This window comes from Aeromonas sp. 603404 (genome assembly GCF_049171775.1).
Classification (GTDB): domain Bacteria; phylum Pseudomonadota; class Gammaproteobacteria; order Enterobacterales; family Aeromonadaceae; genus Aeromonas; species Aeromonas veronii_A.
On sequence record NZ_JAAKPE010000005.1, the window covers coordinates 113,898 to 136,894 of the forward strand.

22 protein-coding genes are annotated in these 22,997 nt (G+C 60.6%); 7 read left to right on the top strand and 15 right to left on the bottom strand.

Annotated features, from left to right (window positions below):
* Nucleotides 1-2 precede the first annotated feature (2 nt).
* The 6 genes from rlmH to leuS all read right to left on the bottom strand — a co-directional run bounded on the left by rlmH (nt 3) and on the right by leuS (nt 5,788).
* Entirely contained in the window at nt 3-470 is a 468-nt protein-coding gene (gene rlmH, locus G5306_RS09255; RefSeq protein WP_005335166.1) for a 23S rRNA (pseudouridine(1915)-N(3))-methyltransferase RlmH, read from the bottom strand.
* Between the two features lie 19 nt (nt 471-489).
* Nucleotides 490-831, bottom strand: a complete 342-nt coding sequence (gene rsfS / locus G5306_RS09260) for a ribosome silencing factor (RefSeq protein WP_005335165.1) — start codon at nt 829-831, stop codon at nt 490-492.
* A gap of 103 nt (nt 832-934) precedes the next feature.
* Nucleotides 935-1,585: a nicotinate-nucleotide adenylyltransferase gene (nadD, locus tag G5306_RS09265; protein WP_157162082.1), complete on the bottom strand. Its 651-nt coding sequence runs from the start codon at nt 1,583-1,585 to the stop codon at nt 935-937.
* On the bottom strand, nt 1,579-2,616 hold the full coding sequence (gene holA / locus G5306_RS09270) for a DNA polymerase III subunit delta (RefSeq protein ID WP_075115452.1): 1,038 nt from the start codon (nt 2,614-2,616) through the stop codon (nt 1,579-1,581). The genes nadD and holA overlap by 7 nt, the downstream gene beginning before the upstream one ends.
* Nucleotides 2,616-3,098 (bottom strand): LPS assembly lipoprotein LptE, encoded by a 483-nt coding sequence (gene lptE, locus G5306_RS09275; RefSeq protein WP_005335160.1) that lies wholly within the window; start codon nt 3,096-3,098, stop codon nt 2,616-2,618. Before lptE ends, holA begins: the two co-directional genes overlap by 1 nt.
* 113 nt (nt 3,099-3,211) lie before the next feature.
* Complete coding sequence (leuS, locus tag G5306_RS09280; protein ID WP_421312766.1) at nt 3,212-5,788, bottom strand: leucine--tRNA ligase; 2,577 nt, start codon at nt 5,786-5,788, stop codon at nt 3,212-3,214.
* A 145-nt stretch (nt 5,789-5,933) separates the two neighbouring features.
* On the opposite strand from leuS, the gene G5306_RS09285 reads away from it, so the two are divergent.
* A complete protein-coding gene (locus G5306_RS09285) occupies nt 5,934-6,428 on the top strand; it encodes a zinc ribbon-containing protein (protein ID WP_005335155.1) in 495 nt (164 codons plus the stop codon).
* Nucleotides 6,429-6,568: 140 nt separating this feature from the next.
* Here G5306_RS09285 and G5306_RS09290 read toward each other — a convergent pair whose 3' ends face one another.
* The 3 genes from G5306_RS09290 to fldB all read right to left on the bottom strand — a co-directional run bounded on the left by G5306_RS09290 (nt 6,569) and on the right by fldB (nt 10,030).
* On the bottom strand, nt 6,569-7,909 hold the full coding sequence (locus G5306_RS09290; RefSeq protein ID WP_421312767.1) for a TldD/PmbA family protein: 1,341 nt from the start codon (nt 7,907-7,909) through the stop codon (nt 6,569-6,571).
* Complete coding sequence (locus G5306_RS09295; protein ID WP_421312768.1) at nt 7,909-9,309, bottom strand: TldD/PmbA family protein; 1,401 nt, start codon at nt 9,307-9,309, stop codon at nt 7,909-7,911. Before G5306_RS09295 ends, G5306_RS09290 begins: the two co-directional genes overlap by 1 nt.
* A gap of 202 nt (nt 9,310-9,511) precedes the next feature.
* On the bottom strand, nt 9,512-10,030 hold the full coding sequence (gene fldB / locus G5306_RS09300) for a flavodoxin FldB (RefSeq protein ID WP_005335151.1): 519 nt from the start codon (nt 10,028-10,030) through the stop codon (nt 9,512-9,514).
* A 250-nt stretch (nt 10,031-10,280) separates the two neighbouring features.
* Here fldB and xerD point away from each other — a divergent pair, with 250 nt between their 5' ends.
* Entirely contained in the window at nt 10,281-11,180 is a 900-nt protein-coding gene (xerD, locus tag G5306_RS09305; RefSeq protein ID WP_100654759.1) for a site-specific tyrosine recombinase XerD, read from the top strand.
* A 72-nt stretch (nt 11,181-11,252) separates the two neighbouring features.
* On the opposite strand, the gene mscL is transcribed toward xerD, so the two are convergent.
* Entirely contained in the window at nt 11,253-11,663 is a 411-nt protein-coding gene (mscL, locus tag G5306_RS09310) for a large-conductance mechanosensitive channel protein MscL (RefSeq protein WP_042054731.1), read from the bottom strand.
* Nucleotides 11,664-11,979: 316 nt separating this feature from the next.
* On the opposite strand from mscL, the gene G5306_RS09315 reads away from it, so the two are divergent.
* From G5306_RS09315 to nqrE, 4 genes are all read left to right on the top strand, one after another.
* A complete protein-coding gene (locus G5306_RS09315) occupies nt 11,980-12,627 on the top strand; it encodes a disulfide isomerase DsbC N-terminal domain-containing protein (protein WP_421172117.1) in 648 nt (215 codons plus the stop codon).
* The gene (gene recJ, locus G5306_RS09320) at nt 12,593-14,323 is read left to right on the top strand and encodes a single-stranded-DNA-specific exonuclease RecJ (protein WP_257691310.1); all 1,731 of its coding nucleotides are present in this window, start codon (nt 12,593-12,595) and stop codon (nt 14,321-14,323) included. The genes G5306_RS09315 and recJ overlap by 35 nt, the downstream gene beginning before the upstream one ends.
* A gap of 278 nt (nt 14,324-14,601) precedes the next feature.
* Complete coding sequence (locus G5306_RS09325) at nt 14,602-14,994, top strand: hypothetical protein (RefSeq protein ID WP_254204248.1); 393 nt, start codon at nt 14,602-14,604, stop codon at nt 14,992-14,994.
* Between the two features lie 198 nt (nt 14,995-15,192).
* Complete coding sequence (gene nqrE / locus G5306_RS09330; RefSeq protein WP_257691309.1) at nt 15,193-15,792, top strand: NADH:ubiquinone reductase (Na(+)-transporting) subunit E; 600 nt, start codon at nt 15,193-15,195, stop codon at nt 15,790-15,792.
* Between the two features lie 65 nt (nt 15,793-15,857).
* Here nqrE and lnt read toward each other — a convergent pair whose 3' ends face one another.
* The 5 genes from lnt to miaB all read right to left on the bottom strand — a co-directional run bounded on the left by lnt (nt 15,858) and on the right by miaB (nt 21,529).
* Nucleotides 15,858-17,402, bottom strand: coding sequence for an apolipoprotein N-acyltransferase (lnt, locus tag G5306_RS09335; protein ID WP_265773791.1), 1,545 nt, complete (start codon nt 17,400-17,402; stop codon nt 15,858-15,860).
* Between the two features lie 148 nt (nt 17,403-17,550).
* Complete coding sequence (corC, locus tag G5306_RS09340; protein WP_203118663.1) at nt 17,551-18,435, bottom strand: CNNM family magnesium/cobalt transport protein CorC; 885 nt, start codon at nt 18,433-18,435, stop codon at nt 17,551-17,553.
* Nucleotides 18,436-18,530: 95 nt separating this feature from the next.
* Nucleotides 18,531-18,995, bottom strand: coding sequence for an rRNA maturation RNase YbeY (gene ybeY / locus G5306_RS09345; RefSeq protein ID WP_421312769.1), 465 nt, complete (start codon nt 18,993-18,995; stop codon nt 18,531-18,533).
* A complete protein-coding gene (locus G5306_RS09350) occupies nt 18,992-20,041 on the bottom strand; it encodes a PhoH family protein (protein ID WP_421312770.1) in 1,050 nt (349 codons plus the stop codon). Before G5306_RS09350 ends, ybeY begins: the two co-directional genes overlap by 4 nt.
* A 54-nt stretch (nt 20,042-20,095) precedes the next feature.
* Entirely contained in the window at nt 20,096-21,529 is a 1,434-nt protein-coding gene (gene miaB, locus G5306_RS09355) for a tRNA (N6-isopentenyl adenosine(37)-C2)-methylthiotransferase MiaB (protein WP_421312771.1), read from the bottom strand.
* A 265-nt stretch (nt 21,530-21,794) separates the two neighbouring features.
* On the opposite strand from miaB, the gene G5306_RS09360 reads away from it, so the two are divergent.
* Nucleotides 21,795-22,958, top strand: a complete 1,164-nt coding sequence (locus tag G5306_RS09360) for an FAD-dependent oxidoreductase (RefSeq protein ID WP_421312772.1) — start codon at nt 21,795-21,797, stop codon at nt 22,956-22,958.
* Nucleotides 22,959-22,997 lie beyond the last annotated feature (39 nt).

Sequence of the window (22,997 nt, forward strand, 5' to 3'; positions counted from 1 at the left end):
GTTCACTCTCTGTGATAAGGGTGATTGGTCGTTATGCTCCAGGCACGGTAGAGGCTCTCTGCCACCAGCACCCGCACCAGCGGATGGGGCAGGGTGAGCGGTGACAGTGACCAGCTCTGTTCGGCTGCAGCCTTGCACTCGGGGGACAAGCCTTCCGGCCCGCCTACCAGCAGCGCGACATCGCGGCCATCGAGTTTCCACGCCTCCAGCTGGGTAGCCAACTGCTCCGTGGTCCAGGGCTTGCCCGGAATGTCGAGGGTGACGATGCGCGAGCGCCCCGCAGCCGCCAGCATGGCTTCCCCTTCCTTCTGCAGGATGCGCGGAATGTCGGCATTTTTGCCCCGTTTGCCTGCGCCAATCTCGACGAGTTCAAATGGCATGTCTTTGGGGAAGCGGCGACGATACTCTTCGAAGCCATGCTCTACCCAGGCGGGCATCTTGGTGCCCACCGCAATCAACTGGATCTTCATGGTCGTTACACTTGTGCTCTTATTGCGTATTCATTTGAGCGGCACCGCTCCACAGCTTTTCCAGTTGGTAGAAGTCACGATGTTCATCCTGCATCACATGCACGATCACCGAGCCCATATCTACCAGCACCCATTCACCGCTCAGTTGTCCTTCCACGCTCAGCAGATCCAGACCCGCGTGGCGGGCTTCGCTGGCCAGATGGTGGGCAATGGCGCTGACGTGACGACTGGAGTTGCCGGAACAGATGATCATGGTGTCAGTAATGCTGGATTTGCCGCGTACATCGAGGGTGATGATGTCGCGGCCTTTCATGTCATCGATCTTGTCGATGATAAAGGCATGCAATTCTTGGCCTTGCAATGAGTCTCTCCTGTATTCCGGCGCGCAGCGTTTGCGTCAGGGCGGCGGATTATATCATGGTCACTCCCGTTTCCCATCGGGTGAGGCGGGATTACGACAGAGGCTAGCGGCGGTTGGCGCGGTAGAGCCCCTGTTGATCAATATAGTGCGCAACCGACTCGGGCAAGAGGTAGCGGGTGTCTTGTCCCGCATCCAGCAAGGCCCGCAGTCGGGTGGCTGACAGTTCGATGGGCTGGTTGTCCGCCAGCCAGATATGGCCGGACAGACGCAGATGCAGCGCGTTGGCATCCGTGGTGTGCTGGCGCGCCAGCAACTGCGCCACCTCGGCCGGATAATCCGGTTGCCAGCCCGGCCGTACGCTCACCACCAGATGGGCATAGTCGAGCAGCTCCTGCCAGCGGTGCCAGCTTGGCAGGCTCAGCAGGGAATCCATCCCCATCAGAAAACAGAGCGGCGTATCGGGCAGTTCACGACGCAGCTCGATCAGGGTATCGATGGTGTAAGAGGGCTTGTCCCGTCTCAGCTCCCGCTCATCTACCACAAAGTGGTGGTTCTCCGCCGCCGCCAGTTTGACCATGGCAAGGCGCTGTTCGCTGGAGCAGAACGGATTGTCACGGTGGGGCGGGATATGGTTCGGGATCAGCCGCATTTCGGCCAGCCCGAGGGCATCGCGCGCCTCGATGGCCGGGCGAAGATGGCCGATATGGATAGGGTCGAAGGTGCCGCCAAGCAAACCGACAGGCGCCTTCAGCATGGCGCACTCTCCATCACCAGCGGCAGCGGGGTGCCATCACGAAAGCCGAGGGCAATGGTCTGCAGCATCAGCCACGCCTGTTCGGTATCGAAGCGGCGCTGGGCATCGTCCAGCTGGGCCATCAGCTGCCACAGTTGCTGCAACTTGGCAAACGGCAGGCGGGTCAGTGCTTGCTGAATGAGCTGCTGGCGGCTCTGCCAGATGCGCAGGCGGCTGAAGTGCTCACCCAGCGGCTGGCCGTTGCGCATCGCCAACGACAGCTCGGTCAGCTGCTCCAGCTCGCGGCAGAGGGTCCAGGCCAGCATCCCCGGCTCGGTGCCTTCGGCCCGCAGGGCGGCCAGAATGCGCTGGGCCCGGTTCACCTTGCCCTCCAGCAGGGTATCGACCAGCTGGAACGGGGTGAAGTGGGCGTGGCGGATAATGGTCTCTTGCAGATAGGTGACGCTGATGGGCTGGGGCGGCGAGAGCAGGGTCAGCTTCTCGATCTCCTGGCTGGCGGCCAGCAGGTTGCCCTCGTAGGAGTGGCACATGAAGTTGATGGCATCCGGCAGCGCCTTGAGGCCGAAACGCGCAAAACGGGCGCTCATCCAGCGCGGGAAGAACTTGGGCTCCGGATGGTTGACCGGCACATAGGTGCCAATCTGGTAGAGCTTGTCGAACCAGGCTGCCTTCATCTGGGTCTGGTTGAGGCGACCGCCACTCAGCACCAGCAGCAGGTCGGGATGAAGCTGCTTGCCAATTTCGCTGATGCGGGCAGCGAGATCCTTGTCCACCTTGGCGGGCAGCTCCAGCTCGATGATCTGGCGGGCGGAGAAGAGGCTCATGGCCTGACAGGCATCGTAGACCTGATTCCAGTCCAGCCCCTGTTCTACCACGAAGGTGTGGCGCTCATCGAAACCCTGCTTGCGGGCGACCTGACGGATGGCATCGATGGCCTCCAGTCGCAACAGGGGCTCGTCGCCAAAAACGAGATAGCAGGGCCGAAGCCCTGCTTTGAGGTGGTCACCAAATTGTTCCGGGTAAATCCGCATCAGAAGCTGACCTGACTCAACTGCCGGATCACCTGATTGGCCGCCTGCTCCTGCATCTCGCGGTTGAGCTGCTCCTGCTCACGAGAAGAGGCGAGTGCTGCATCAGGCTTGTTGAGGAAGCTGCGGTTGAAGTTGATGGGGAAGACCTGAGTCGGCTTGCCCGGTACCGAGATGGTGAACTGGGTGCCAAAGCCCAGTACATATTCGGTGTCCGTCCCCAGCGCGTTGACCGAGGCAACCTGACTGGTGCTGCCTACACCGCCCAGAGTGAGCACCGGAATGCCCTCCTTGTCGGCCAGGGTCACGCCAGAGGCCTTCAGGCGGGTGGTAACCATCCGGTAGAAGTCGCTCTTGTTGTCGCCCACGACCTTCATGGTCATCAGCTCGCTCGGAATGCCGTTGCCGCGCATGTGAAAGCCGCAGCCTTGCAGCAGCAGACCAGCCAGCACGATGGCCATCCAGCGGGTGAAGATGGTGCCCATAGAAAATCCTCTTTGCATTAAGGGAAAGCGGCGGGCGCAGGGCCCGCCGTTATCATCCGTTTGCTGTCACAGATTGGCAATGATCAGTTGGTAACCAATCAGTTGGCAGCCAATTAGTTAGCGACAATATTGAGCAGCTTGCCTGGTACATAGATCACCTTGCGCACGGTCAGACCGTCGGTGAACTTCTGCACGGAGGCATCAGCCATCGCCAGCTTCTCGACGTCGGCCTGGCTGATCTCGGCCGGCACGGTCAGTTTTCCGCGCATCTTGCCGTTGATCTGTACCACCACCAGCTTCTCGGTCTCGACCATGGCCGCTTCATCGGCCACCGGCCAGGCTGCGTGATCGATGTCGTCGCCCTTGCCCAGCATCTTCCACAGCTCGAAGCCGATGTGCGGGGTGATGGGGTAGAGCATGACTACCACGGCTTCCAGCGCTTCCTGCATCAGGGCGCGGTCCTGCTCGTCGTTGCCCAGCTTGGATAGATTGTTCATCAGCTCCATGATGGCGGCGATGGCGGTGTTGAAGGTCTGACGGCGACCCACGTCATCGCTCACCTTGGCGATTGTCTTGTGCAGTTCACGGCGTACCGCTTTCTGCTCGTTGGTGAGAGCAGTTACATCGAGTGCGGCAACGGCGCCACCGGAAACGTGTTCGAAGGTGACGCGCCACAGGCGACGCAGGAAGCGCTGGGCACCCTCTACGCCGGAGTCGGACCACTCCAGTGTCATCTCGGCCGGCGAGGCGAACATCATGAACAGACGGACGGTATCGGCGCCGTAACGCTCGACCATCAGCTGCGGGTCGATGCCGTTGTTCTTGGACTTGGACATCTTGGTCATGCCGGAGTGCATTACCTCACGGCCTTCGTTGTCGATGGCCTTGGTGATGCGACCCTTCTCGTCACGCTCTACCTTGACGTCAGTCGGGCTGACCCAGACGTTGCCGCCCTTCTCGTCCTTGTAGTAGAAGGCGTCAGCCAGCACCATGCCCTGACAGAGCAGGCGCTTGAACGGCTCGTCGCTGTTGACCAGACCCGCGTCACGCAGCAGCTTGTGGAAGAAGCGGGCGTAGAGCAGGTGCATACAGGCGTGCTCGATACCGCCGATGTACTGATCCACCGGCAGCCAGTGGTTGGCAGCAGCCGGATCCAGCATGCCCTTGTCGTAGTCCGGGGAGCAGTAGCGCGCGTAGTACCAGGAGGACTCCATAAAGGTGTCGAAGGTATCGGTCTCGCGGAACGCTTCCTGACCGTTGTAAGTGGTCTTGGCCCACTCGGCATCGGCTTTGATCGGGCTCTGGATACCATCCATCACCACATCTTCCGGCAGCCGCACCGGCAGCTGGTCTTCCGGCGTCGGCACTACGGTACCGTCAGCCAGGGTCAGCATCGGGATGGGGGCGCCCCAGTAACGCTGACGGGAGACACCCCAGTCACGCAGACGGTAGTTGACGGTGCGCTTGCCCTTGCCGAGCCCTTCCAGCTTGCTGGCGATGGCATCGAAGGCGCCCTGGAAGTCGAGACCGTCAAACTCGCCGGAGTTGAACAGCACGCCCTTCTCGGTGTAAGCGGCTTCGCTCACGTCGACGTTGCCATCAACCGGCTTGATCACCGCCTTGATGTCGAGGTCATATTTGGTGGCGAATTCGAAGTCACGCTGATCGTGGGCTGGAACCGCCATCACGGCGCCGGTGCCGTAGTTCATCAGCACGAAGTTGGCGACCCAGACCGGTACCTTGCGGTCATCCAGCGGGTGAATGGCATAGAGGCCGGTGGCCATGCCCTTCTTCTCCATGGTGGCCAGTTCTGCTTCGGCTACCTTGGTGTTCTTGCACTCTTCGATGAAGGCGGCCAGCTCCGGATTGTTCTGGGCCGCTTGCAGCGCCAGCGGGTGACCGGCGGCGATACCGACATAGGTGACGCCCATGAAGGTGTCCGGACGGGTGGTGTAAACCTCCAGCTGTTCAGTCTGCCCCTCGATAGCGAAGCTGATGTTGACCCCTTCGGAGCGGCCAATCCAGTTGCGCTGCATGGTCTTGACCATCTCCGGCCAGCCTTCCAGATTGTCGATGTCACTGAGCAGCTCTTCGGCGTAGTCGGTGATCTTGATGAACCACTGGGGGATCTCTTTTTGCTCCACCGGGGTATCACAGCGCCAGCAGCAGTTGTCGACCACCTGCTCGTTGGCCAGCACTGTCATGTCGTTCGGGCACCAGTTGACGGAGGAGGTCTTTTTGTAGACCAGACCCTTCTCGTAGAGCTTGGTGAAGAACCACTGCTCCCAGCGGTAGTAGTCCGGCTTGCAGGTGGCGATTTCACGATCCCAGTCATAACCCAGACCCAGCATCTTCAGCTGGTTCTTCATGTATTCGATGTTTTCGTAGGTCCAGGGCGCCGGTGCGGTATTGTTTTTGATCGCGGCGTTCTCGGCCGGCAGACCGAATGCATCCCAACCTATGGGTTGCAGCACGTTCTTGCCATTGAGGCGTTGATAACGGGAGATCACATCACCTATGGTGTAGTTACGAACGTGCCCCATGTGTAGTCGACCAGACGGATAGGGGAACATGGACAGGCAGTAGAACTTCTCCTTGTCTACCTTCTCCACGGCCTTGAAGGTTTTCTTGGCATCCCAGTGCTTTTGCACTGCTGGTTCGATTGATTGGGGAACGTATTGCTCTTGCATTGGTGACATCCGGATCTGTGAAATGAATAGATAAATCAGCTGGGAAATCGCAATAGAATACCCATATCCTGCGGCGGCAACAACCGCCAGCGTCCCTTGGGCCTTAAGCCGGGCCAGATCAGGGTTTAGTAGAGGAGTTAGAGCCATGGACAAACGTCAAAAAGGGTACGAAGCCTTCATTGCCGAGCTGCAAAAACAGTGGCAAGAGACTGAAGAGTTCCAGGGGGAGCGCCTCAACCGGATGATTGCCAAGGTGCAGGCCTATCTGGAGGCTGCCAGCGACCTGACCCAGGACGAACTGGCGCTCATCGCCGAGTACGTGAAGCGAGATCTGGGCAACTATGACGAGGGGCGCCATGACGATAGTGCGCAGGTGGAAGAGTCTGCCTTTATGCTGGCCCTCAAAGACACCGCCTGGTCCTGGCTGGCGGATGTGACCGACCGCGCCCAGGTGGAGTGGCGCGAGCTGGCCGACGAGCTGGAGCACAAGGGTGTTTACGAAGCGGGTGACTGGGTAGGGCTCGGGGTCATGGTGTGCGACCAGTGTGGCTGGCGTCATACCGTGCTGCATCCCCAGCAGCTCGATACTTGCCCCGAATGCGGCTGCGCCGAGTATCACCGCGAGCCGCTCTCGCCCTGAATCGACGTATTATCATTTTCATGTACCGACCTGTAGGGACGATTAGCGAAGCGTAATCGTCCATTTGGCCAGAGGTATCCATACCCAGCTTGCCAATAAGAGAGGCGCCCTCAGGCGCCTCTCTCTATTGATGGGCTTGATTACTTGCCCGCGACGGAGAGTCCACCAAAACGGATCAGCGGAGCGTAGAAGCCCTTGCCGTCGTTGTGGTGCAGGGTATCGCCGACCGCTTCCAGCTCGCCCAGCAGGCGGTAGAAGTTGCCTGCTACCGTGATGCCGCGCACCGGCCGCAGGCGAACTCCATCGCGACAGAGGAACCCTGACGCGCCAAAGGAAAAGTCACCGCTCACCGCATCGGCACCGGAATGCAGGCCGTCCAGCTTGACCAGCTCCAGATAGTCACCGCTCTGCACTTCCGCTTCGCAGTGGGGGCCCGCGCCAAACACCAGATGGCGAGCGGTCACATCGAGGGCGCTGCGGGCACCGCGAGCGGCAGAGCCGTTGCTGGCGACGCCAAAGTGGCGGGCGGTAGCGCTGTTGTGGAGCAGGGTTTTCAGCTCCCCTTCGCCAATCAGCAGCAGATCCGAGCTGGCCGTCCCCTCGCCATCAAACGCCTTGATGTTCATGCCGCCCGGCATATAGACCCGGCTCTCCAGAGTAAGCCAGCGTGACGCTACGCTCTGGCCGACCTTGCTGCGCCAGGGGTTGATCCCCTGCTGGGCCCACTTGCCCGACAGCACACCCTGAAAGCAGCCAAACAGGCTGGCGAAGCAGTTGGTGCTGAAGATGACGCTGTAGTGACCGCTCGGCACCGCTTCACCGGGCAGCAGACCATCGGCGATGGCGTAGATCTGCTCGATCAGGGCCTGACTGTCCAGCTCGTCGAAGCGGCGTCCATACTGCCCCTGCGAGTGCATCGACTGGCGGCCATCCCGTTCCACCAGCGCCGAGGTGTAGCAGCCGACGCTGAACTCGCCGTGCTGGCAGAGGGTGCCCTGACTGTTGGCGAGCCAGAGCTGGCTCTCCCCTTCGAAGAAGCTGTTGTAGGGGGCGCCGCTCACATCGGGCATGGCCAGCATGTCAGATTCCAGACGCAGGGCCAGAGCGATCTTCTCCTCAACCGGCGTGGTATCGGGCTGGTTGATCTCGGCGCAATCTGTGGTGATCCGGCTATTGGCCACCGAGATGCGCTGATCTGCATCCACCTTGGCAAAGCGGCTGGCATCGAGCGCATCCTGCAGCATGGCATCCAGCGCCAGCTCATCGAGGGATTCCGAGTAGGCGATGCCGACCCGACCCTCTTTTATCAGGCGAATACCGAGTTGCTGGCTGCTGGTGACCTTGTATTCACCCAGCTCGCCCTTGTCTGCCTTGAGGGAGAAGGCCTTCTCCTGATTGGCGATGATGTCTGCCTCGGCGCCGAGGTCGGCCACTTTATCCAGCAGGCGGGTGAGCAGTTGGTTCATGTCGATGGTGCTCATCAGGCGTTCCCTCCCACCAGAATATTGTCCACTTTTAGCGCCGGCTGGCCCACCGAGGTGGGGACCGAGCCCGAGACCGAGCCGCACATACCGGCGGCCAGTGCCAGGTTGCGGCCCACCATGGAGATCTCTTTGAGCACCTGCGGGCCGGTGCCGATCAGGGTGGCCGACTTGAGCGGCTTGGTGATTTTGCCGTGCTCAATGAGGTAGGCCTCCTGCACATTGAAGTTGAATTCACCGGTGCCGGGCTGTACCGAGCCGCCCCCCATCTTCTTGGCGTAGATGCCGTGCTCCACCGTGGCCAACATGTCGTCGAAGCTGTGGTTGCCCGGCTCGATATAGGTGTTGCGCATGCGCGAGGTGGGGGCGTACTTGTAGGATTCTCGCCGCCCCGAGCCGGTGCGGGCGTAGCCCGTCTTGAGGGCACCCATTCTGTCCACCAGAAAGCCGGTCAGAACGCCGTCCTTGATGAGCTGGGTGTGCTGGGTCGCCATCCCCTCGTCATCGACGTTGATGGAGCCCCAGGCGTTGCTCTGCAAGCCTTCATCCACCGCATTGACCACCGGATTGGCGATGAGCTGACCCATCTTGTCGTGGAACACCGAGGCCTTCTTGGCCACCGAGGTGGTCTCCAGCAGATGGCCGCACGCCTCGTGGAAGATGACGCCGCCAAAGCCGCTCTCCATGATGACAGGCAGGGTGCCGCTCGGGCAGGGAGCCGCGCCCAGTTTCACCAGCGCCTGACGGGTGGCGGTGAGGGCCAGCTCGCGCGGATCGATGCGATCGGCATGCTCCCAGCCCATCAGGGCGCCGGGGGCCTCGTAACCGACGCTCTGCTCGCTCCCTTCCATGGCGATGGTCTGGGCCATGATGCGGTTGTAGTGGCGGCGATCGGCGACTTGCACCCCTTCGCTGTTGAAGATTTCCACCTCCTGCTCCCAGCCCAGCACGTTGCCGGAGAACTGGCTCACCTTGCTGCTCTCGGCGCGGGCCGCCGCATCCATGGCGTGCAGATAGGCGATCTTCTGCTCCAGCAGCTTGTCTGCCGACAAGGGCCGCGCGACCGGGTTGCGATCGCTCAGGCGGGTGAAATCGAAGGCGGTGGCGGTCACCACGGGGTCGCGGCGGTCTTTGGCCGCCAGCAGGGTGACGATGCGCAGCAGCTCGTCGCGGCTGGCCAGATTGGTGTAGCCGTAGAGCACCTTGTGGCCGTAACAGAGGCGCACACCGATGCCGAAATCGAGGCCACCGCTGATGTTCTCTATCTGGCTGGAGAGCAGGCTGAGCTGGCTGCGGCGCTTGCGCTCGACAAACAGCTCGGCAAAATCGGCACCCAGCGCCAGCGCGTGATCGAGCACGTCACGGGCGATGGCGGGGGCCAACAGGGAGAATGGGGTCATAGAATATCCTTTTCTGGTCTGTCCGTTTGCTTCCGACATCCGGCTCTGATTGTTATGGGATGTCGAGTCCATTGTTGCAGACCAGCACAAAAAAGTCGCTATAGCGTCATGCGATGATACCGATTGAGAAAATCGGTGCGATAACTGCGCCCGGCGGCCAGGGCCAGGCGCTCAGGGTCGTTTTGCCAAAACGTGGGAAAGATCAGAGCAGGGCGTGGATTTCGCTCAGGATCTGCTCGACCCACTGCTCGATGCGCGGATCGGTCTGGTCATATTGGTTGGCATCATCGAGGGCCAGCCCGACGAAGTGACGGCCATCGTCGATCAGTGCTTTGGAGGCATCGAATTCGTACCCTTCGTTGGGCCAGTAGCCCACCAGCTTGACCCCTTTTGGCACCAGCTGATCGTGCAGCATGCCGAGGGCGTCCTGGAACCATTCGCCATAACCGAGCTGATCGCCGAGGCCAAACAGGGCTACGATGCGTCCCTCCAGATGGAGATCGGCGATATCTTCCCAGCGGGACTCCCAGTCCTCCTGCAGTTCGCCAAAATCCCAGGTGGAGATGCCGAGGATCAGGATCTCGTAATCCTCCATCCGGCGCAGGGAGACATCCTTGATATTGTGAATATCCACCAGCTCGGGGCCGATGAGGGCGCGGATCTTCTCGGCAGCCATCTCGGTGTAGCAGGTGGTGGAACCGTAAAACAGACCAATCTTCATCGCTCTTCTCTCTGTTGGCGCTTTCTCGCTTGCTTTTGGCGCGTTCTCGCATGCTCGTGTGGGCTGCGCCATGTTGGCAACACGATGGGTAACGTAAGGGGAGGGCGCCAGTCTAGCAGATTGCCATTTGACCTTCACCGCCCAGCAAGGGGCGTGGCAAACGTGCCTTATCTTTCCAATGAAAGTGCCTTGTCTTTCCAAGGAGTTGGCGCGTTACAATGGGCCATCGATCCCCTGATTGCAGCGCACCATGAGCAAACCCGACCCCCATCCCCTGATTGAACCCTTTCTCGACGCCCTCTGGCTGGAGCGGGGATTGTCTGACAACACGGTCAGCTCCTATCGCAGCGATCTGGAGAAGTTCTCCCTCTGGCTCGACGAGCAGGGGAGCTCGCTGCTGCTGGCGGGGATGGACGAGATCCAGCACTACCTCGCCTGGCGGGTCGATCACCAGTTTGCGGCCAGCAGCACCGCCCGCTTTCTGTCGGCCCTGCGCCGCTTTTACCAGTATCTCAACCGCGAGAAGCTGCGCAGCGACGATCCGACCGTGCTGCTGGAGGGGCCCAAGCTGCCGAAAAAACTTCCCTCCGATTTAAGCGAAGCGGAAGTGGAGGCACTCTTGAGTGCGCCGCTGGTGGATGACCCGCTGGAGCTGCGGGACAAGGCAATGCTGGAGCTGCTCTACGCCACCGGCTTGCGGGTTTCCGAGCTGGTGGGGCTCACTGCCGAGCATGTCAGTTTGCGTCAGGGCTTGGTGCGCGTAGTGGGCAAGGGCAACAAGGAGCGGCTGGTGCCGATGGGCGAGGAGGCGATGCACTGGCTGGAGCGTTACTACCGGGAGGCCCGCACCCTGCTGCTGGGGGGCACCAGCTCGGATGTGGTGTTTCCCTCCAAGCAGGCCCGTATGATGACTCGCCAGACCTTCTGGCATCGCATCAAGCTTTACGCGCAGCGGGCCGGGATTAACGGCGAGCTCTCTCCTCACACCTTGCGCCACGCCTTTGCCACCCATCTGCTCAACCACGGCGCCGACCTGCGAGTGGTACAGATGCTGCTGGGGCACGCTGATCTCTCCACCACCCAGATTTACACTCATGTGGCGAACGAACGGCTCAAGGCGCTGCACGGGGAGCACCACCCCAGAGCCTGAGTGGCTGACCTCCCAAAAACAAAAAACCGCCAGCAGGCGGTTTTTTTATCTCTACACGACAGGAGATGGCGCTTATTTCCCTTGCTGGGATTTCAGCAGATCACGGATCTCGGTCAGCAGCTCCTGATCCTTGGTCGGGCCTGCCGGGGCGGCGGCTTCCTCTTCCTGCTTTTTCTTGAGGGTGTTGATGGCCTTCAGTCCCATGAAGATGGCGAAAGATATGATCAGAAAGTCGATGATGGTCTGGATGAACTTGCCATAGGCGATGACCACGGCGGGTGTTGTCCCTTCTGCAGCCTTCAGGGTGACCGCCAGGTCGCTGAAGTCCACGCCGCCCAGGATCAGGCCGATGGGCGGCATGATCACGTCACCGACAAAAGAGGAGACAATTTTGCCGAAGGCGGCACCGATGATGATACCGACGGCCATGTCGATGACGTTGCCGCGGGCGGCAAAGGCTTTGAACTCTTGAATCAGACTCATTATTTCCTCCGAAATTAAACAAGATAGCGCGTTGACTACCCTGGCCAAAGGGCGAACTCTTGTCAGGAAAAACAGAGGCTAAGCTGCGTTATTCCTGTCGTCCTGACTAGCTTGCGGGCGTTATGAGTCCTTGGCAATCGGGGGGAACCATTTTTTTGGTACAAAGTGATATTAATTTTTTGATAAGTAGCTGGTTGAATGATGAGCTGTGCTGCTGTAGTTTGCTGGGTCGATTCATTCATACCGCGTGAGTAAACAAGTGAAGTATTTACTACTGGGAATGATGCTTTTGTGCACATTTGCTGCCAGAGCGGGGATGGATACCCAAACCTTGAAACAGACCATTACCGCCCGGTTAGGGGTCTCTGTTTATCTGGTGGAACAGACCCCCATTCCCGGGCTCTATATGCTGGGCACTTCACAAGGGGTGCTCTACAGCGATGCCAAGGGGAACTATGTGGTGCAGGGGGTCATGCTGGATATGACTCATAACATGAAGAACCTCACCATCTCGGGCATGCGCGAGCAGCGTCGACTGGGCTTGTCCCAGGTGACCCATACACCGGTCGTGCTCCAGGCCAGTAATGAGCGTCATCGGGTTGCGCTCTTTTTCGGTGAGCAGGATGCCGCTCGTCGCCAGCTGTCCGGCACGCTGCAACATCTGCAGGCGTCCGGGGTCAGTGTCGAGCTCTACCCCGTGATTGAACATGCAGGACAGGCTTCCCACTGGTGCCAGGATCCCCTGCTACAGAATGATCCCTTCAAAGCCTATTTGCCTCAAAAGGAATGTAGTGAGACCCTTATCGAGAATATTGGCCTGAGCCAGTGGTTGGGGGTCAAGGTACTGCCTGCCTGGGTCTCCTCTGATGGAGATCTGGTAAGGGGCTACCAGAGCCCGGAACAACTGCTCAAGATACTGGATCACATTGATGCCCCTGCAAATCCGTCGTCGTCCGCGAGTTGATGATTCCCATCTCCCCGCCACCCTGCACCCCCTGCTTCGTCAAATCTTCGCCAGCCGTGGCGTAGAGGATCCCGCTCTGCTCGAGCGCAGCGCCAGCCAGTTGCTGCCTCCCCAGCGCCTCTATGGGATGGAGCGTGCGGTGCCTCTGCTGGCGGATGCCCTGACTACCCAGAAACGGATCCTTATCGTCGGCGACTTCGACTGCGACGGCGCCACCAGCTCGGCCCTGTGTGTGCTGGCCCTGCGCGCCATGGGGGGGCGCCATATCGATTTTCTGGTGCCCAACCGCTTCGAGTTCGGTTATGGCCTCACCCCCGAGATCGTCGAGCTGGCGGTGGCCCGCGGCGCCGAGTTCCTGATCACGGTGGATAACGGCATCTCCAGCATCGCCGGGGTGGCGGCGGCCAAGGTGGCCGGAATGCAGGTACTGGTTACCGATCACCATTTGCCGGGTCAGGAGCTGCCTGATGCCGATGCCATCGTCAACCCGAACCAGCGCGGTTGCGATTTTCCCTCCAAGTCTCTGGCCGGGGTGGGGGTAGCCTTCTACCTGATGGCGGCCCTCAACACCCATCTGCGTCAGCTCGGCTGGTACGAACGGCAAGGGTTGCGCGCCCCCAATGTGGCGGATTACCTCGATCTGGTGGCCCTCGGCACGGTCGCCGACGTGGTGGCCCTCGATGGCAACAACCGCATTCTGGTCCATCAGGGGTTGCAGCGGATCCGGGCCGGGCGCTGTCGCCCCGGCATTCAGGCGCTGGTGGATGTGTCGGGCCGCGATGGTCGTCGCCTCACTGCCTCCGACCTCGGTTTTGCACTGGGGCCACGCCTCAATGCGGTAGGGCGCCTCGATGACATGTCCCTCGGGGTCGCCTGTCTGCTCTGCGATGATCTCAATCTGGCGCGCCAGCTTGCGGCCGAGATGGACAGCCTCAATCAGGAGCGCAAGGAGATCGAGCAGGGGATGCAGCAGGAGGCCCTCGCTACCCTGGAGCAGATCCGGTTTCGCGATGGCGAGGTGCCGTCGGGCATAGTGCTGCACCGCAACGAGTGGCATCAGGGGGTGGTGGGGCTGGTGGCCTCCAAGGTGAAGGAGAAGTACTACCGCCCGGTCATCGCGTTTGCCGAGAGCAGCGAGAGCGAGCTCAAGGGCTCTGGCCGCTCCATCCCCGGGGTGCATCTGCGCGATGCGCTGGAACTGCTCGACACCCGCCACCCGGGGCTGATGGGCAAGTTTGGCGGCCACGCCATGGCGGCGGGGCTGACCCTGCCCAAGGCCAATATCGAAGCATTCGGGCGGGCCTTTGAGGCGGTCATCAGCGAGCTGGTGACGCCGGAGCTCTTGACCGGGGTGCTGCTCACCGATGGAGAGCTGCTGCCGGACGAGCTCACTCTCGAGCTGGCGGAGCTTATTCGCGCCTCCGGCCCCTGGGGTCAGGCCTTCCCCGAGCCGCTGTTTGACGGCGAATTCGTGCTAGTGCAGCAGCGGCTGGTGGGGGAGAAGCACCTCAAGATGATGCTGACTACCGATTCTGGCCACGCGGTGGATGCCATCGCCTTCGGCGTCGATATCAAGCGCTGGCCCGATGCCTCGGTCAAGCGGGTGCGGCTTGTCTACCGGCTTGACGTCAACGAGTGGCGCGGCAACCGCAGTGTGCAGCTGCTGGTGGAGCATCTGGAGGCGGCCGGTCTCTGAGCAGGTAGGATTGCTGCTCTGATCGTTGACATCGCTGACAACGGCCACCCTCGGGTGGCCGTTTTACTGTGGGCCCGGGGGTGACTCTACCGCCTTGTTATGTTGGTATTTAATTGCTGGCTTTCTTAGAAAGAGGGTTTTTAGTATCGTTTTACGTCAGTTAGTACGGTTTCAAATTCAAGAAAAAGAGGCGTTGTGATACATTCATCCCCGCATCATTTTGTTGTTTGAACGGGACTGACTCTTTGCTGCCTTTTGGCCGACTATCGACCTGGGCGATGGTCCTCGCTATCGCCAGCCTGCTGTGGTTTGCCGCTTTCGCTGCGGTAGGGGTCACTGCAACACCTCATCAGGCGTCGGTCAGGCAGAAGGTCTCGATGCAGTTGCATGAGCAATCCGATCCGGGATTGGTCAACAGTGTCGGCCTTCCTCCTGCCTCCCAGTGGCGACTCGGCTTCGAGCCGGGGCGGCGACTCGAAGGGGCCACTCATTCCGAGCGCTATCAGATGGTGCTGGCCTGGTTCCAGCACGATATCCTCGGCCTGCTCTGCGGTCTGCTACTGGTTCTCCCTCTTCTCTATGTCAGGCAGCTCCCGGTCTACTTCGGTTATTTGCACCGACGGCTGCTGCGCTGTCGCCACCTGCAATATCGTTTCTGTCACGGCGACTAGCCCACCCTGCTGGCGGGCGCCCATCCACCTTTTCACTCGGTTTGTAACGCTCCTGATTGACTGACGGGCAGGCTGATACCTGCTGCCTGCGCTCTATCGTCTGGTGCTGCGTCCGCGCTTTCTGTTGTGTCGTCCATGCTGCTGGCCATCGGCCAGAGGCAGACTTTTCTTTGCGCAAACATCTGGTGAGCACACCCTATGGACTACTACTTCAACCTGTTTATTCACTCGATCTTTGTCGAGAACCTCGCCCTGGCCTTCTTTCTGGGCATGTGTACCTTTCTGGCCGTTTCGAAGAACATCAACACTGCCTTTGGCCTTGGCATGACAATCCTGGTGGTGATGGTGATCGCCATTCCCCTCAACAACTTGATTTACCGCCATATCTTGCGGGCAGGCAGTACCTTTTTCGGGGAATTCGATCTGGGATTTCTCGATTACATCATCTACATCGGGGTGTTGGCGGCGTTGGTGCAGGTGATGGAGATGCTGCTCGACAAGTACGTTCCGGCGCTCTATCAGGCGCTCGGCATCTATCTGCCTCTGTTGACGGTGCACTGCGCCATCTTTGGCGGGGTGATGTTTATGGCGCAGCGGGATTACGATTTTGTCGAGTCGCTGGTCTACAGCGCAGGCTCCGGGCTTGGTTGGCTGCTGGCCATTGTCGCCATGGCCGGTTTGCGCCAGAAGCTAAAATACGCCGATGTCCCCGATGGGCTGCGGGGCATCGGCATCACCTTTATCGTGGCAGGGCTGATGTCCCTTGGTTTCATGTCCTTCTCCGGCATATCACTTTGATTGGAGATGAAAAAAACGAGGCGCCTGCGGGCGCCTCGTTGTCTATCGGGGATGACGGGTTGGCATTACAGCTCGCGGGCCCAGGGGTGAGCCTTGGGGCGCAGTGCCAGCGCCAGACCCAGCAGCAGCACGGTCAGGCCGTAGAGGGGCCAGCTACCAAAGCGCATGTAGGGGGTCTCGCCGTGGGCGGGACGCACCTCGCTGCGCAGCACGCCCGCTTCAAACTGCGGGATCTGGCCGATGATGCTGCCATCGATCTCGGTCACGATAGTGATACCGGTGTTGGTGTCCCGCAGCAGCGGACGAGCTAGCTCCAGCGCGCGCATCCGGGCGATCTCCATATGTTGCCAAGGGCCGATGCTGGTGCCGAACCAGGCGTCGTTGGAGACGGTCAGCAGGAAGTCGGTATCGGTATTGACGTTGCGGCGCACCTCTTCCGGGAAGATGATCTCGTAGCAGATGGCGGCGGCAAACTTGAGCCCCTTGGCGATCAGGTTTGTCTGTACTTCGTCACCCCGGCTGAAAGAGGACATCGGCAGGTTGAAGAAGGGGGCGATGGGGCGCAACAGATCTTCAAACGGCACGAACTCGCCGATGGGCAGCAGGTGGTACTTGTTGTAGCGGTTGGAGTGGTTGTAGAAGTAGGACTCCTTGCCATCCGCATCCTGCACCCCCATGCCGAGCACGGTATTGTAGAAGCGCTGTTGCTGCTCGTCGTAGTGAATGATCCCAGCCAGCAGGCCGGTATCGTTCACCTTCATCGCCTTGTCCAGATTCTCCAGATAGGGGCCCATCGCCTTCTCGATGGCCGGGATCGCCGACTCCGGCCAGATGATGATGTCGGCATCCTGATTCTCGCGGCTCAAGTCCTGATAGGTGCGCACCGTGGGGGCCAGCGCCTCCGGATCCCACTTGAGGGACTGGGCGATATTGCCCTGCACCAGTGCCACCTTGACCGGTTCGCCACGGGTGACCCAGTTGAGCTGCATCAGACCGTGAGCACCTGCCACCAGCAGGGCAGGCACCGCCAGCCAGAGCGGGGAGCGGGATTTCCACACCAGCCAGATAGCGGAGGCGGACAGCAACAGGGCGAGGGTGATGCCCTGCACCCCGAGAATGGGGGCAAAGCCCTTGAGGGGGCCGTCGATCTGGCTGTAACCAAACCAGAGCCAGGGGAAGCCGGTCATCACCCAGCCACGTAGCCAGTCAGCCACCAACCAGAGGGCCGGGAAGGCGAGCAGCCAGCGGCTCCAGTGACGGCCGCCAAAGACGCGGGCAAAGACCCAGCAGGCGAGCGTCGGATAGAGTGCCAGATAGGCGGAGAGCCCGGCCAGCAGGACGAAGGCGACCGGCAGCGGGATGCCGCCAAACTCGGTCATGCTGACATGGATCCACCACAGCCCCGGCAAAAAGAGTCCCATGGCGTAGCCAAAACCGCGCCAGGCGGCCTGTTTCGGCGTTGCTTTGTCCAGCAGGGCGTAGAGGCCGAGCAGGGAGGGGATCACCAGCGGCCAGTAGCCGAAGGGGGAGAAGGCCAGCACTGCGATGGCACCAGAGGCCAATGCACTGAGGCTTAACAGAATTTTAGAAGTAACAGGGGATAATCTCACGGGCGATGGTGCTCGTCTTGGTGTGCAACTGGGGTCGAATGGCCGGTATCTTAACCTGTAAGCGGGGCAACGGCGAGCCTCGATGCCGGTGGCAGAGAGCACAACGCCCCGAGGTCGGGGCGTTGTTTCACACATTGAGCGGATCTGCCTATTGCGGCTCCGATTGCGCCGCCGCGTGGTGCTCGGGGATCTTCACCTGCAACTGCTGCAGACGACGCCGGTCGGCATGCATCACCTTGAACAGGTAGCCGTCCAGCTCGATCTCCTCGCCCTTCTTGGGCAGATGACTGAAGGCGTGCATCACCAGACCGCCTACCGTATCCACCTCTTCATCGCTGAACTGGGTGCCGAAGAAGTCGTTGAAATCCTCGATCTCGGTAAGGGCACTAACCGAGAAGACCCGTTTGCTGATGCGGCGGATTTCGTCCGGTTCATCCTCGATGTCGTCAAACTCGTCGTCGATCTCGCCAACGATCAGTTCCAGTATGTCTTCGATGGTCACCAGACCGGAGACGCCACCAAATTCGTCGACCACGATGGCCATGTGGTAGCGCTCTTCACGGAACTCCTTGAGCAGACGGTCAACCCGTTTGCTTTCGGGGACGATCACCGTGGGGCGCAAGATTTTCTCGAGCTGCAGCGGCTCGCTGGCGTGATGGCCGCCAAACCCGAAGGGGAGCAGATCCTTGGCGAGCAGAATGCCCTCCACATGATCCTTGTCCTCGTTGATCACCGGGAAGCGGGAGTGGCCGGACTCGATGATCACCGGCAGGATTGCATCCACCGGCTGGGACTTCTCGATGGTCACCATCTGGGAGCGGGGGATCATGATATCGCGCACGCGAAGATCGGCGATCTCCAGCACCCCCTCGATCATATCCTTGGTGTCCTGATCGATGAGGTCGCGCTCTTCGGCATCGGCTATCACGTCTACCAAATCATTGCGGTCTTTTGGCTCGCCCTGGAAGAGTTGGCTGAGCTTGTCGAGCCAGGTTTTCTTCGGCGAGCCGGTACTAGGGTGATCGTCGGTCATTTTCTCTCTTGGTTACTCGTATGAACACACTTGAAATAGTTCGGGTTATATAAGGATGGCCATCTGCTGTTTCAAGACGATGACCATCCGGTTCTTTACTCTTCGTCGTTCAGATAAGGATCGGCAAAACCTAGCTCCTGCATGATGTCGCGCTCAAGCGCTTCCATCTCTTCGGCTTCCTCATCCTCGATATGGTCATAACCTAGCAGATGCAGACTGCCGTGCACAACCATGTGGGCCCAGTGGGCCATGAGGGGCTTGTTCTGCTCCTCGGCCTCGCGCTCCACCACCTGACGGCAGATCACCAGATCGCCGAGCAGCGGCAGCTCCAGACCGGGCGGCGCCTCGAACGGGAAGGAGAGCACGTTGGTGGGCTTGTCCTTGCTGCGATAGGTGAGGTTGAGTTCGTTGCTCTCCGCCTCGTCGACGATGCGCACCGTCACTTCTGCCTCCTGCAGGAAGCCGAGAATGGTGCCGTCGAGCCAGCCTTGCAGCTGGGCTTCGGTGGGCAGGCCGTCAGTGCTGGCACTGGCCAGTTGCAGATCCAGGGTTACGCTCATTGCTCACTCTCTTTGCTGGCGTTTGTTTGGCCGGCCACCTTCTCGGCTGCCTGTTTGGCGTCGAACGCCTCATAGGCCTGCACGATGCGGGCCACCACCGGGTGGCGAACCACGTCTTTGGACTCGAAGAAGTTGAACGACAGACCATCGACCCCTGGCAGCACTTCCAGTGCGTGGCGCAGGCCGGATTTGGCGTTGCGCGGCAGGTCTACCTGGGTGATGTCGCCGGTGACCACTGCCTTGGAGTTGAAGCCGATGCGGGTGAGGAACATCTTCATCTGCTCGGTGGTGGTGTTCTGGGCCTCATCGAGAATGATAAAGGCGTCATTGAGGGTTCTTCCGCGCATATAGGCGAGCGGCGCCACCTCGATGATGTTGCGCTCCATCAGCTTCTCGACCCGCTCAAAGCCCAGCATCTCGAACAGGGCGTCGTAGAGCGGGCGCAGGTAAGGATCCACCTTCTGGGAGAGATCGCCGGGCAGGAAGCCGAGCTTCTCGCCCGCTTCCACTGCCGGACGGGTTAGCAGAATGCGGCGGATCTCCTGACGCTCCAGCGCATCCACAGCCGCCGCCACCGCCAGATAGGTCTTGCCGGTACCGGCCGGGCCTATGCCGAAGCAGATGTCGTGGCGCACGATATTGGCGATGTACTGGGCCTGATTGGGGCTACGTGGCTTGATGAGACCGCGCTTGGTCTTGACCGTCACCTCCTTGCCATAAGGGATGGAGGGGGCCGGTTCGTCATCCTGCTCCAGCACCCGCGACTCCAGAATGGCCAGATGAACCATGTCGGGGGTGATGTCGGTTACCTTGCCACCCTTGAGGGGCTGGGTTTCCACATAGAGGTGCTTGATGATGACGGCGGCGGCATCCAGCTGGGCCGGTTTGCCCACCAGCTGGAAGTGGCTGTCACGGTAGCTGATCTCGACGCCGAGGCGGCGCTCCAGCTGCTTGATGTTGTCATCGAAGGGGCCGCACAGGCTGGCAAGGCGCTGGTTGTCGGCGGGCTCCAGATGCAGATTCAGGGTCGAGATATGTCGGCTCAAAATATCCTCGTCTCAAGGCGCTCCCCATCCGCTGGGCGAATGGGGAGGAGGGGATTAATGGGGTGTGAAGGCGGCCACGCCCAGCTCGTCCGGCACGTTATCCGGGCGACGGGCCAGGATTTCGCTCGGGGCGGTGGCGATCCGCAGGTTCATCTCGCTCTCGCCGCGGATGAACTTGCCGCGCAGGGAGTTGGGACGTACCTCGGTGATCTCCACGTCGGCAAAGCCGCCGATCAGGGTGTGCTGGCCTTCGAAGTTGACCACCCGGTTGTTCTCGGTGCGACCGCACAGCTGCATCGGGTCGAGCTTGGAGGGCCCTTCCACCAGAATGCGCTGGGTGGTGCCCAGCATGGAGCGACCAATCTGCATCGCCTGGTTGTTGATGACGTGCTGCAGGCGGGCCAGACGGGCTTTTTTCACTTCCATATCGACATCGTCGGGCATGTCGGCGGCCGGGGTGCCCGGGCGCGGGCTGAAGATGAAGCTGAAGCTCATATCGAAACCCACATCCTCAATCAGCTTCATGGTCGCTTCAAAGTCTTCGTCCGTCTCATTCGGGAAGCCAACGATGAAGTCGGAGCTGATGGTGATGTCGGGACGGGCGGCACGCAGGCGACGGATCTTGGATTTGTACTCCAGGATGGTGTGCGGGCGCTTCATCATGGTCAGAATACGGTCGGAGCCGCTCTGCACCGGCAGGTGCAGGAAGCTGACCACTTCCGGGGTGTCTTTGTAGACTTCGATGATGTCGTCGGTGAACTCGATCGGGTGGCTGGTGGTGTAGCGAATGCGATCGATACCGTCGATGGCGGCTACCAGACGCAGCAACTCGGCGAAAGTGCAGATGCCGCCATCAAAGGTCGGGCCGCGGTAAGCGTTGACGTTCTGGCCGAGCAGGTTCACTTCGCGCACGCCCTGCTGGGCGAGCTGGGCGATTTCGTAGAGCACGTCGTCCAGCGGTCGGCTCACCTCTTCACCGCGGGTGTAGGGCACCACGCAGTAAGTACAGTATTTGGAGCAGCCTTCCATGATGGAGACGAACGCGGTGGCCCCTTCGGCGCGCGGTTCGGGCAGACTGTCGAATTTTTCGATCTCGGGGAAGGCGATATCAACCTGGGCACCACGGCCCTCTTGCACTTCCTTGATCATTGCGGGCAGGCGATGCAGGGTCTGCGGGCCGAACACGATATCCACATAGGGAGCGCGCTGGCGGATGGCATCGCCCTCCTGAGAGGCAACGCAGCCACCCACGCCGATCACCAGACCGGGTTTGTTGGCCTTGAGCTTTTTCCAGCGTCCCAGCTGGTGGAACACCTTCTCCTGCGCCTTTTCGCGGATGGAGCAGGTATTCAGCAGCAAGACATCTGCCTCTTCGGGCTCTTCGGTAAGGGTGTAGCCATTGCTGGCATCCAACAGGTCGGCCATTTTGGACGAGTCATACTCGTTCATCTGGCAACCCCAGGTTTTAATGTGAAGTTTCTTGCTCATTGCTTCTCTTGACTTGTTTTGAAATCGGCATGGTCAAAGGACCGCGCATTTTACTCCGCAATCTGGATACTGCCTAGCTAATATCCAGCTGGCAATGGTGCTCACCCGATACCTGTTGCCAGCAAGCTCAATAAGCTTTCTCCTTGATTTGACGCAGCAATTCCCCGTTTGTCTCACTGTTTATCAGTCGCCCTTGCGCTATCATGCAGCCATCCGGTTCACGTCCGGGCGCTGTCGCCGGACGCACCCTTTCAGGAATAAATGTATGGAACAGTGTGATATCGCCATCGTCGGCGCCGGCATGGTGGGCGCCGCCACCGCCTGTCTGCTGGCGGCTCAGGGCCTCTCGGTGCGGGTCATCGAGACCCAACTGCCGGAGCATTACGCACCGGAGCAGCCGCTGGATCTGCGGGTCTCCGCCATCAGTCAGGCCTCGGTGGCGCTGCTGGAGCTGGCCGGTGCCTGGCACCATCTGCAGCAGATGCGGCTCTGCCCCTATCGCCGACTGGAGACCTGGGAGCTGGACGGCTTTGCCACCCGCTTCAATGCCGCCGATCTCGGTCTGCCCCAGCTCGGCTACATCATCGAAAACCGGCTGGTGCAGCTCGCCCTGCTCAAACGGATGGAGGATTTTCCCACCATCCAGACCCACACCCCGGCGGCGGTGACCAGCCTGCGCCAGAGTGCGGATGAAGCTGTGCTGACTCTGGATGATGGCTCCGAGCTGGCGGCCCGCTGGGTGCTGGCCTGCGATGGTGCTGAATCCCACACCCGCAAGCTGGCGGGTATCGGTGTATCGCGCTTCGAGTACCGCCAGCACTGCATGCTGATCAATATCGACACCGACTTTGCGCAGGAAGATATCACCTGGCAGCAGTTCACCCCGAGCGGTCCGCGCGCCTTCCTGCCGCTGCCCGGTCAGCACGGCTCTCTGGTGTGGTATGACAGCCCGGCCCGGATCCGCGCTCTGGCGGCCATGAGCAACGAAGGGCTTGCCGCCGAGGTGCGTCGCCACTTCCCAAGCCGGCTCGGCGGGTTCACCGTCACCGGCAAGGGGAGCTTCCCGCTGGTGCGCCGCCACGCCAACGACTATCACTTCGGTCGGGTGGTGCTGCTTGGCGATGCTGCCCACACCATCAACCCGCTGGCGGGGCAGGGGGTCAACCTTGGCTTCAAGGATGTGGCCTGCTGGACTGATCTGCTGCAAGGAGCTGGCGCCGACTGGCATCAGCTGGCGTTGGCCGAGCGTTACGAGCGACGCCGTCGCCCCGACAACCTGCTGATGCAGTCGGGAATGGATCTCTTCTACGGGGTGTTCAGCAACGAGATTGGCCCCCTCAAGCTGGCCCGCAATCTGGCCCTCAATCTGGCGGACAAGGCGGGCCCGCTCAAGGAGATGGCGCTGCGCTATGCACTGGGGCTGGTTTGACAGGTAGAAACCAGATAACACGGGCTGAATGCGCGAAGG

What these genes read in the sequence shown, in the direction of transcription:
- rlmH (WP_005335166.1), bottom strand. Translation starts at nt 470, where the DNA reads ATGAAGATCCAGTTGATTGCGGTGGGCACCAAGATGCCCGCCTGGGTA.
- nadD (WP_157162082.1), bottom strand. Translation starts at nt 1,585, where the DNA reads ATGCTGAAGGCGCCTGTCGGTTTGCTTGGCGGCACCTTCGACCCTATC.
- holA (WP_075115452.1), bottom strand. Translation starts at nt 2,616, where the DNA reads ATGCGGATTTACCCGGAACAATTTGGTGACCACCTCAAAGCAGGGCTT.
- lptE (WP_005335160.1), bottom strand. Translation starts at nt 3,098, where the DNA reads ATGGGCACCATCTTCACCCGCTGGATGGCCATCGTGCTGGCTGGTCTG.
- leuS (WP_421312766.1), bottom strand. Translation starts at nt 5,788, where the DNA reads ATGCAAGAGCAATACGTTCCCCAATCAATCGAACCAGCAGTGCAAAAG.
- G5306_RS09285 (WP_005335155.1), top strand. Translation starts at nt 5,934, where the DNA reads ATGGACAAACGTCAAAAAGGGTACGAAGCCTTCATTGCCGAGCTGCAA.
- G5306_RS09290 (WP_421312767.1), bottom strand. Translation starts at nt 7,909, where the DNA reads ATGAGCACCATCGACATGAACCAACTGCTCACCCGCCTGCTGGATAAA.
- G5306_RS09295 (WP_421312768.1), bottom strand. Translation starts at nt 9,309, where the DNA reads ATGACCCCATTCTCCCTGTTGGCCCCCGCCATCGCCCGTGACGTGCTC.
- fldB (WP_005335151.1), bottom strand. Translation starts at nt 10,030, where the DNA reads ATGAAGATTGGTCTGTTTTACGGTTCCACCACCTGCTACACCGAGATG.
- xerD (WP_100654759.1), top strand. Translation starts at nt 10,281, where the DNA reads ATGAGCAAACCCGACCCCCATCCCCTGATTGAACCCTTTCTCGACGCC.
- mscL (WP_042054731.1), bottom strand. Translation starts at nt 11,663, where the DNA reads ATGAGTCTGATTCAAGAGTTCAAAGCCTTTGCCGCCCGCGGCAACGTC.
- G5306_RS09315 (WP_421172117.1), top strand. Translation starts at nt 11,980, where the DNA reads ATGGATACCCAAACCTTGAAACAGACCATTACCGCCCGGTTAGGGGTC.
- recJ (WP_257691310.1), top strand. Translation starts at nt 12,593, where the DNA reads ATGCCCCTGCAAATCCGTCGTCGTCCGCGAGTTGATGATTCCCATCTC.
- G5306_RS09325 (WP_254204248.1), top strand. Translation starts at nt 14,602, where the DNA reads ATGGTCCTCGCTATCGCCAGCCTGCTGTGGTTTGCCGCTTTCGCTGCG.
- nqrE (WP_257691309.1), top strand. Translation starts at nt 15,193, where the DNA reads ATGGACTACTACTTCAACCTGTTTATTCACTCGATCTTTGTCGAGAAC.
- corC (WP_203118663.1), bottom strand. Translation starts at nt 18,435, where the DNA reads ATGACCGACGATCACCCTAGTACCGGCTCGCCGAAGAAAACCTGGCTC.
- ybeY (WP_421312769.1), bottom strand. Translation starts at nt 18,995, where the DNA reads ATGAGCGTAACCCTGGATCTGCAACTGGCCAGTGCCAGCACTGACGGC.
- miaB (WP_421312771.1), bottom strand. Translation starts at nt 21,529, where the DNA reads ATGAGCAAGAAACTTCACATTAAAACCTGGGGTTGCCAGATGAACGAG.
- G5306_RS09360 (WP_421312772.1), top strand. Translation starts at nt 21,795, where the DNA reads ATGGAACAGTGTGATATCGCCATCGTCGGCGCCGGCATGGTGGGCGCC.